The sequence below is a fragment of the Citrobacter sp. Cpo045 genome, assembly GCF_030332875.1.
In the GTDB taxonomy this organism is placed as follows: domain Bacteria; phylum Pseudomonadota; class Gammaproteobacteria; order Enterobacterales; family Enterobacteriaceae; genus Citrobacter; species Citrobacter portucalensis.
This window is the reverse complement of sequence record NZ_JAOWGZ010000075.1, coordinates 1-6,730: the sequence shown is the minus strand read 5'-3', so window position 1 is coordinate 6,730 and position 6,730 is coordinate 1. Positions and strand designations below refer to the sequence as shown.

General features: G+C 62.2%; 9 protein-coding genes and 1 pseudogene. 8 read left to right on the top strand and 2 right to left on the bottom strand.

Annotation, left to right across the window (positions count from 1 at the left end; all coding sequences use genetic code 11):
• Both OGY13_RS03725 and merR read right to left on the bottom strand, forming a co-directional pair.
• A pseudogene (locus OGY13_RS03725) lies at positions 1–580 on the bottom strand (IS110-like element IS4321 family transposase); the annotation flags it as partial.
• A gap of 78 nt (positions 581–658) precedes the next feature.
• On the bottom strand, positions 659–1,093 hold the full coding sequence (merR, locus tag OGY13_RS03720) for a mercury resistance transcriptional regulator MerR (protein ID WP_000429836.1): 435 nt from the start codon (positions 1,091–1,093) through the stop codon (positions 659–661).
• 71 nt (positions 1,094–1,164) lie between these two features.
• On the opposite strand from merR, the gene OGY13_RS03715 reads away from it, so the two are divergent.
• The 8 genes from OGY13_RS03715 to OGY13_RS03680 all read left to right on the top strand — a co-directional run bounded on the left by OGY13_RS03715 (position 1,165) and on the right by OGY13_RS03680 (position 6,668).
• The gene (locus tag OGY13_RS03715; RefSeq protein WP_001294663.1) at positions 1,165–1,515 is read left to right on the top strand and encodes a mercuric transport protein MerT; all 351 of its coding nucleotides are present in this window, start codon (positions 1,165–1,167) and stop codon (positions 1,513–1,515) included.
• A 13-nt stretch (positions 1,516–1,528) separates the two neighbouring features.
• Positions 1,529–1,804 carry a mercury resistance system periplasmic binding protein MerP gene (gene merP, locus OGY13_RS03710; RefSeq protein WP_000732292.1) on the top strand — a complete coding sequence of 92 codons (276 nt, stop codon included), beginning with the start codon at positions 1,529–1,531 and terminating at the stop codon, positions 1,802–1,804.
• A 35-nt stretch (positions 1,805–1,839) separates the two neighbouring features.
• Positions 1,840–2,262 carry an organomercurial transporter MerC gene (merC, locus tag OGY13_RS03705; RefSeq protein ID WP_001447540.1) on the top strand — a complete coding sequence of 141 codons (423 nt, stop codon included), beginning with the start codon at positions 1,840–1,842 and terminating at the stop codon, positions 2,260–2,262.
• A gap of 51 nt (positions 2,263–2,313) precedes the next feature.
• Positions 2,314–4,008, top strand: coding sequence for a mercury(II) reductase (gene merA, locus OGY13_RS03700; RefSeq protein ID WP_000105636.1), 1,695 nt, complete (start codon positions 2,314–2,316; stop codon positions 4,006–4,008).
• 17 nt (positions 4,009–4,025) lie between these two features.
• Positions 4,026–4,388: a mercury resistance co-regulator MerD gene (gene merD, locus OGY13_RS03695; RefSeq protein ID WP_001277456.1), complete on the top strand. Its 363-nt coding sequence runs from the start codon at positions 4,026–4,028 to the stop codon at positions 4,386–4,388.
• Positions 4,385–4,621: a broad-spectrum mercury transporter MerE gene (gene merE / locus OGY13_RS03690; protein ID WP_000993386.1), complete on the top strand. Its 237-nt coding sequence runs from the start codon at positions 4,385–4,387 to the stop codon at positions 4,619–4,621. Before merD ends, merE begins: the two co-directional genes overlap by 4 nt.
• Entirely contained in the window at positions 4,618–5,325 is a 708-nt protein-coding gene (locus tag OGY13_RS03685; RefSeq protein WP_000204520.1) for an EAL domain-containing protein, read from the top strand. Before merE ends, OGY13_RS03685 begins: the two co-directional genes overlap by 4 nt.
• Before the next feature lie 74 nt (positions 5,326–5,399).
• The gene (locus OGY13_RS03680; protein WP_000179845.1) at positions 5,400–6,668 is read left to right on the top strand and encodes a TnsB C-terminal domain-containing protein; all 1,269 of its coding nucleotides are present in this window, start codon (positions 5,400–5,402) and stop codon (positions 6,666–6,668) included.
• The last annotated feature ends 62 nt before the right edge of the window (positions 6,669–6,730 follow it).

The following is a 6,730-nucleotide window of genomic DNA, read 5'->3' as shown; positions in this document are numbered from 1 at the left end:
CTTTAATCTGCTCAACAAGATAGTGATAATGCTGTTGTAATTTCAGCAGTAACTGGCTGAGATAAAGAGGCAAACTACTGTCCTCAAGAAGGGTACTCAGTCGACTAATAACGGCAGCACCTCGCGGAACGCTGATACCAAATTCCAGCAGAAAAGCATGCATCTGATTAGTTGTTTTCACCTTATCCTGAACCAGGGATTCACGGACACGATGCAGAGCTCGCATTGCCTGCTGAGATTCGGTTCTGGGCTGCACGAAACGCATAGATGGACGTGATGCTGCTTCACAGATAGCTTCAGCATCAACGAAGTCATTTTTGTTGCTTTTAACGAATGGGCGGACAAATTGCGGTGATATCAGCTTTGGAAAATGCCCTAACTCTTCCAGCTTGCGTGCCATAAAGTGAGAACCGCCACAGGCTTCCATCGCGATGGTTGTTGCCGGGCATGTCGCCAGAAATTCGATTAGCTTTGGTCGGGTGAATTTTTTACGGTAAACGGCCTTCCCACGATGATCCTGACAATGAATATGGAAAGAGTTCTTACCCAGATCGATACCAATAAGCGCAATGTTTTCCATGATGGTTCTCCGAATGAAAGCCTGTCCTCAGCATAGTACTGGGAAGGAGGGAGTGACCATCTCATTAAATAAAGCACGCTAAGGCATAGCTGACCTTGCCAGGCCTGCTTCGCCCTGTAGTGACGCGATCAACGGGCAGGAAACATTCCCCTTTCGTGCATGGCAGGCGCACACGAGTTCAGACAGCACGGTTTCCATGCGCGCCAAGTCGGCCATCTTCTCGCGCACGTCCTTGAGCTTGTGTTCGGCCAGGCTGCTGGCCTCCTCGCAGTGGGTGCCATCGTCGAGCCGCAACAGCTCGGCAATCTCGTCCAGACTGAACCCCAGCCGCTGTGCCGATTTCACGAATTTCACCCGAACCACGTCCGCCTCCCCATAGCGGCGGATGCTGCCGTAAGGCTTGTCCGGTTCCCGCAACAGGCCCTTGCGCTGATAGAAGCGGATTGTCTCCACGTTGACCCCGGCCGCCTTGGCAAAAACGCCAATGGTCAGGTTTTCCAAATTATTTTCCATATCGCTTGACTCCGTACATGAGTACGGAAGTAAGGTTACGCTATCCAATCCAAATTCAAAAGGGCCAACGTATGTCTGAACCACAAAACGGGCGCGGTGCGCTCTTCGCCGGCGGGCTGGCCGCCATTCTTGCATCGACCTGCTGCCTGGGGCCGCTAGTACTGGTCGCCCTGGGCTTCTCCGGTGCTTGGATCGGCAACCTGACGGTGCTGGAACCCTATCGACCGTTGTTCATCGGCGCGGCGCTAGTGGCGCTGTTCTTCGCCTGGAAGCGGATTTACCGGCCCGTGCAGGCATGCAAGCCAGGTGAGGTCTGCGCGATTCCGCAGGTGCGCGCCACCTACAAGCTGATTTTCTGGATCGTGGCCGTGCTGGTCCTGGTCGCGCTTGGATTTCCCTATGTCGTTCCATTTTTCTATTAACCAGGAGTTCATCATGAAGAAACTGTTTGCCTCCCTTGCCCTCGCCGCCGCTGTTGCCCCGGTGTGGGCCGCTACCCAGACCGTCACGCTAGCGGTTCCCGGCATGACTTGCGCCGCCTGCCCGATCACAGTCAAGAAAGCGCTCTCCAAGGTCGAAGGCGTGAGCAAGGTCGATGTGGGCTTCGAGAAGCGCGAGGCCGTCGTCACTTTTGACGACACCAAGGCCAGCGTACAGAAGCTGACCAAGGCCACCGCAGACGCCGGCTATCCGTCCAGCGTCAAGCAGTGAGCCAGCAAGCCAACGACAACAGCGAGAGCCGCTTCATGGGACTGATGACACGCATTGCCGATAAAACCGGCGCGCTCGGCAGCGTCGTTTCCGCGATGGGCTGCGCCGCCTGCTTTCCAGCCCTCGCCAGCTTCGGCGCGGCCATCGGGCTGGGCTTCTTGAGCCAGTACGAGGGACTGTTCATCAGCCGCCTGCTGCCGCTGTTTGCCGCGCTGGCCTTCCTGGCGAACGCGCTGGGTTGGTTCAGTCATCGGCAATGGCTGCGCAGTCTGCTCGGCATGATCGGCCCGGCCATCGTGTTTGCGGCCACGGTCTGGCTGCTCGGCAACTGGTGGACGGCGAACCTGATGTACGTCGGCCTGGCCTTGATGATTGGGGTGTCGATCTGGGACTTCGTGTCGCCGGCGCATCGCCGTTGCGGACTGGACGGCTGCGAACTCCCCGCCAAGCGCTTGTGAAAGACGGCTGACCGTGCGACACGGCGGCCCACACGAATAAGGAACGATGGTATGAGCACTCTCAAAATCACCGGCATGACTTGCGACTCGTGCGCAGTGCATGTCAAGGACGCCCTGGAGAAAGTGCCCGGCGTGCAATCAGCGGATGTCTCCTACGCCAAGGGCAGCGCCAAGCTCGCCATTGAGGTCGGCACGTCACCCGACGCGCTGACGGCCGCTGTAGCTGGACTCGGTTATCGGGCCACGCTGGCCGATGCCCCCTCAGTTTCGACGCCGGGCGGATTGCTCGACAAGATGCGCGATCTGCTGGGCAGAAACGACAAGACGGGTAGCAGCGGCGCATTGCATATCGCCGTCATCGGCAGCGGCGGGGCCGCGATGGCAGCGGCGCTGAAGGCCGTCGAGCAAGGCGCACGTGTCACGCTGATCGAGCGCGGCACCATCGGCGGCACCTGCGTCAATGTCGGTTGTGTGCCGTCCAAGATCATGATCCGCGCCGCCCATATCGCCCATCTGCGCCGGGAAAGCCCGTTCGATGGCGGCATCGCCGCTACCACGCCGACCATCCAGCGCACGGCGCTGCTGGCCCAGCAGCAGGCCCGCGTCGATGAACTGCGCCACGCCAAGTACGAAGGCATCTTGGAGGGCAATCCGGCGATCACTGTGCTGCACGGCTCCGCCCGCTTTAAGGACAATCGCAACCTGATCGTGCAACTCAACGACGGCGGCGAGCGCGTGGTGGCATTCGACCGCTGCCTGATCGCCACCGGCGCGAGCCCGGCCGTGCCGCCGATTCCCGGCCTGAAAGACACTCCGTACTGGACTTCCACTGAAGCGCTGGTCAGCGAGACGATTCCTAAGCGCCTGGCCGTGATTGGCTCATCAGTGGTGGCGCTGGAGCTGGCGCAGGCGTTCGCCCGACTCGGAGCGAAGGTGACGATCCTGGCTCGCAGCACGCTGTTCTTCCGCGAAGACCCAGCTATAGGCGAAGCCGTCACGGCCGCATTCCGCATGGAGGGCATCGAGGTGAGGGAACACACCCAGGCCAGCCAGGTCGCGTATATCAATGGTGAAGGGGACGGCGAATTCGTGCTCACCACGGCGCACGGCGAACTGCGCGCCGACAAGCTGCTGGTCGCCACCGGCCGCGCGCCCAACACACGCAAGCTGGCACTGGATGCGACGGGCGTCACGCTCACCCCGCAAGGCGCTATCGTCATCGACCCCGGCATGCGTACAAGCGTGGAACACATCTACGCCGCAGGCGACTGCACCGACCAGCCGCAGTTCGTCTATGTGGCGGCAGCGGCCGGCACTCGCGCCGCGATCAACATGACCGGCGGTGACGCGGCCCTGAACCTGACCGCGATGCCGGCCGTGGTGTTCACCGACCCGCAAGTGGCGACCGTAGGCTACAGCGAGGCGGAAGCGCACCATGACGGCATCAAAACTGATAGTCGCACGCTAACGCTGGACAACGTGCCGCGCGCGCTCGCCAACTTCGACACGCGCGGCTTCATCAAACTGGTGGTTGAAGAAGGCAGCGGACGACTGATCGGCGTGCAGGCAGTGGCCCCGGAAGCGGGCGAACTGATCCAGACGGCCGCACTGGCGATTCGCAACCGGATGACGGTGCAGGAACTGGCCGACCAGTTGTTCCCCTACCTGACGATGGTCGAAGGGTTGAAGCTCGCGGCGCAGACCTTCAACAAGGATGTGAAGCAGCTTTCCTGCTGCGCCGGGTGAGGACAAGGAGGTGTGCGATGAGCGCCTACACGGTATCGCAACTGGCCCATAACGCTGGGGTGAGCGTACATATCGTGCGCGACTACCTGGTGCGCGGCTTGTTACGGCCGGTGGCCTGCACCACGGGCGGCTACGGCGTGTTCGACGATGCGGCCTTGCAACGGCTGTGCTTCGTGCGCGCGGCCTTCGAGGCGGGTATCGGCCTGGATGCCCTGGCGCGGCTGTGCCGTGCGCTCGACGCAGCGGACGGCGCACAAGCCGCAGCGCAGCTTGCCGTGCTGCGCCAGTTGGTCGAGCGGCGGCGCGCGGCGTTGGCCCATCTGGACGCGCAACTGGCCTCCATGCCAGCCGAGCGGGCGCACGAGGAGGCATTGCCGTGAACGCCCCTGACAAACTGCCGCCCGAGACGCGCCAACCCGTTTCCGGCTACCTGTGGGGTGCGCTGGCCGTGTTGACCTGCCCCTGCCATCTGCCGATTCTCGCCGCCGTGCTGGCCGGGACGACCGCCGGTGCCTTCCTTGGCGAGCATTGGGGTGTTGCCGCGCTCGCGCTGACCGGCTTGTTCGTTCTGGCCGTAACGCGGCTGCTGCGCGCCTTCCGGGGCGGATCATGACGAGTTCGCAGCCCGCCGGATGGACGGCGGCCGAGTTGGCGCAGGCGGCGGCGCGCGGACAGCTTGACCTGCATTACCAGCCGCTGGTCGATCTGCGCGATCACCGGATCGCTGGCGCGGAAGCGTTGATGCGCTGGCGGCATCCGAGGCTTGGCCTGTTGCCGCCCGGCCAGTTCCTGCCGCTGGCCGAGTCGTTCGGCCTGATGCCGGAAATAGGCGCGTGGGTGCTGGGCGAGGCCTGTCGCCAGATGCACAAGTGGCAAGGACCGGCATGGCAACCGTTCCGTCTTGCCATCAATGTGTCCGCCAGCCAGGTTGGGCCAACGTTCGACGACGAGGTAAAGCGGGTGCTGGCCGATATGGCCCTGCCCGCCGAGCTTCTGGAGATCGAACTGACCGAATCGGTCGCATTCGGCAATCCAGCCCTGTTCGCCAGTTTCGACGCCTTGCGCGCCATCGGCGTGCGCTTCGCCGCCGACGACTTCGGCACCGGCTATTCCTGCCTGCAACATCTGAAATGCTGCCCCATCACCACATTGAAAATCGACCAATCCTTTGTCGCCAGGCTCCCGGATGATGCCCGTGACCAAACTATCGTGCGGGCGGTGATCCAGCTCGCGCACGGGCTGGGCATGGATGTCATTTTCAGAAGACGACTGCACCAGTTGATTGGGCGTAATGGCTGTTGTGCAGCCAGCTCCTGACAGTTCAATATCAGAAGTGATCTGCACCAATCTCGACTATGCTCAATACTCGTGTGCACCAAAGCGAGGTGAGCATGGCGACGGACACCCCACGGATTCCAGAACAAGGCGTGGCCACTCTGCCTGATGAGGCTTGGGAGCGTGCGCGCCGTCGTGCGGAGATCATCAGTCCGTTGGCGCAGTCGGAGACGGTCGGGCACGAAGCGGCCGATATGGCGGCTCAGGCGCTGGGCTTGTCTCGGCGCCAGGTATACGTTCTGATCCGGCGTGCCCGGCAAGGCAGCGGCCTCGTGACGGATCTGGTGCCCGGCCAGTCCGGTGGAGGTAAAGGTAAGGGGCGCTTGCCGGAACCGGTCGAGCGCGTCATCCACGAGCTACTGCAAAAGCGGTTCCTGACCAAGCAGAAGCGCAGCCTAGCGGCCTTTCACCGCGAAGTCACTCAGGTGTGCAAGGCTCAAAAACTGCGAGTGCCGGCGCGCAATACCGTGGCCTTACGGATCGCTAGCCTTGACCCGCGCAAGGTCATCCGCCGGCGGGAAGGCCAGGATGCCGCTCGTGACCTACAAGGTGTGGGCGGCGAGCCTCCTGCCGTGACCGCGCCGCTGGAGCAGGTGCAGATAGACCATACGGTCATCGACCTGATCGTGGTCGATGACCGCGACCGGCAACCTATTGGCCGCCCGTACCTGACCCTCGCCATCGACGTGTTCACCCGCTGCGTGCTCGGCATGGTCGTCACGCTGGAAGCGCCGTCTGCCGTTTCGGTTGGCCTGTGCCTCGTGCATGTCGCCTGCGACAAGCGCCCTTGGCTGGAAGGACTGAACGTGGAAATGGATTGGCAGATGAGCGGCAAGCCCTTGCTGCTCTACCTAGACAACGCGGCCGAGTTCAAGAGCGAGGCCCTGCGCCGGGGTTGCGAGCAGCATGGCATCCGGCTGGACTATCGCCCGCTGGGACAGCCGCACTATGGCGGCATCGTGGAACGGATCATCGGCACGGCGATGCAGATGATTCACGACGAACTGCCGGGAACGACCTTCTCCAACCCTGACCAGCGCGGCGACTACGATTCCGAAAACAAGGCCGCCCTGACGCTGCGCGAGCTAGAGCGCTGGCTCACATTGGCGGTCGGCACCTACCACGGTTCGGTGCACAACGGCCTGCTCCAACCGCCGGCCGCGCGCTGGGCCGAGGCCGTGGCGCGTGTCGGCGTACCGGCCGTCGTCACACGCGCTACTTCGTTCCTGGTCGATTTTCTGCCGATCCTCCGGCGCACGCTGACCCGCACCGGCTTTGTCATCGACCACATCCACTACTACGCCGATGGGCACTGTTGCAAATAGTCGGTGGTGATAAACTTATCATCCCCTTTTGCTGATGGAGCTGCACATGAACCCATTCAAAG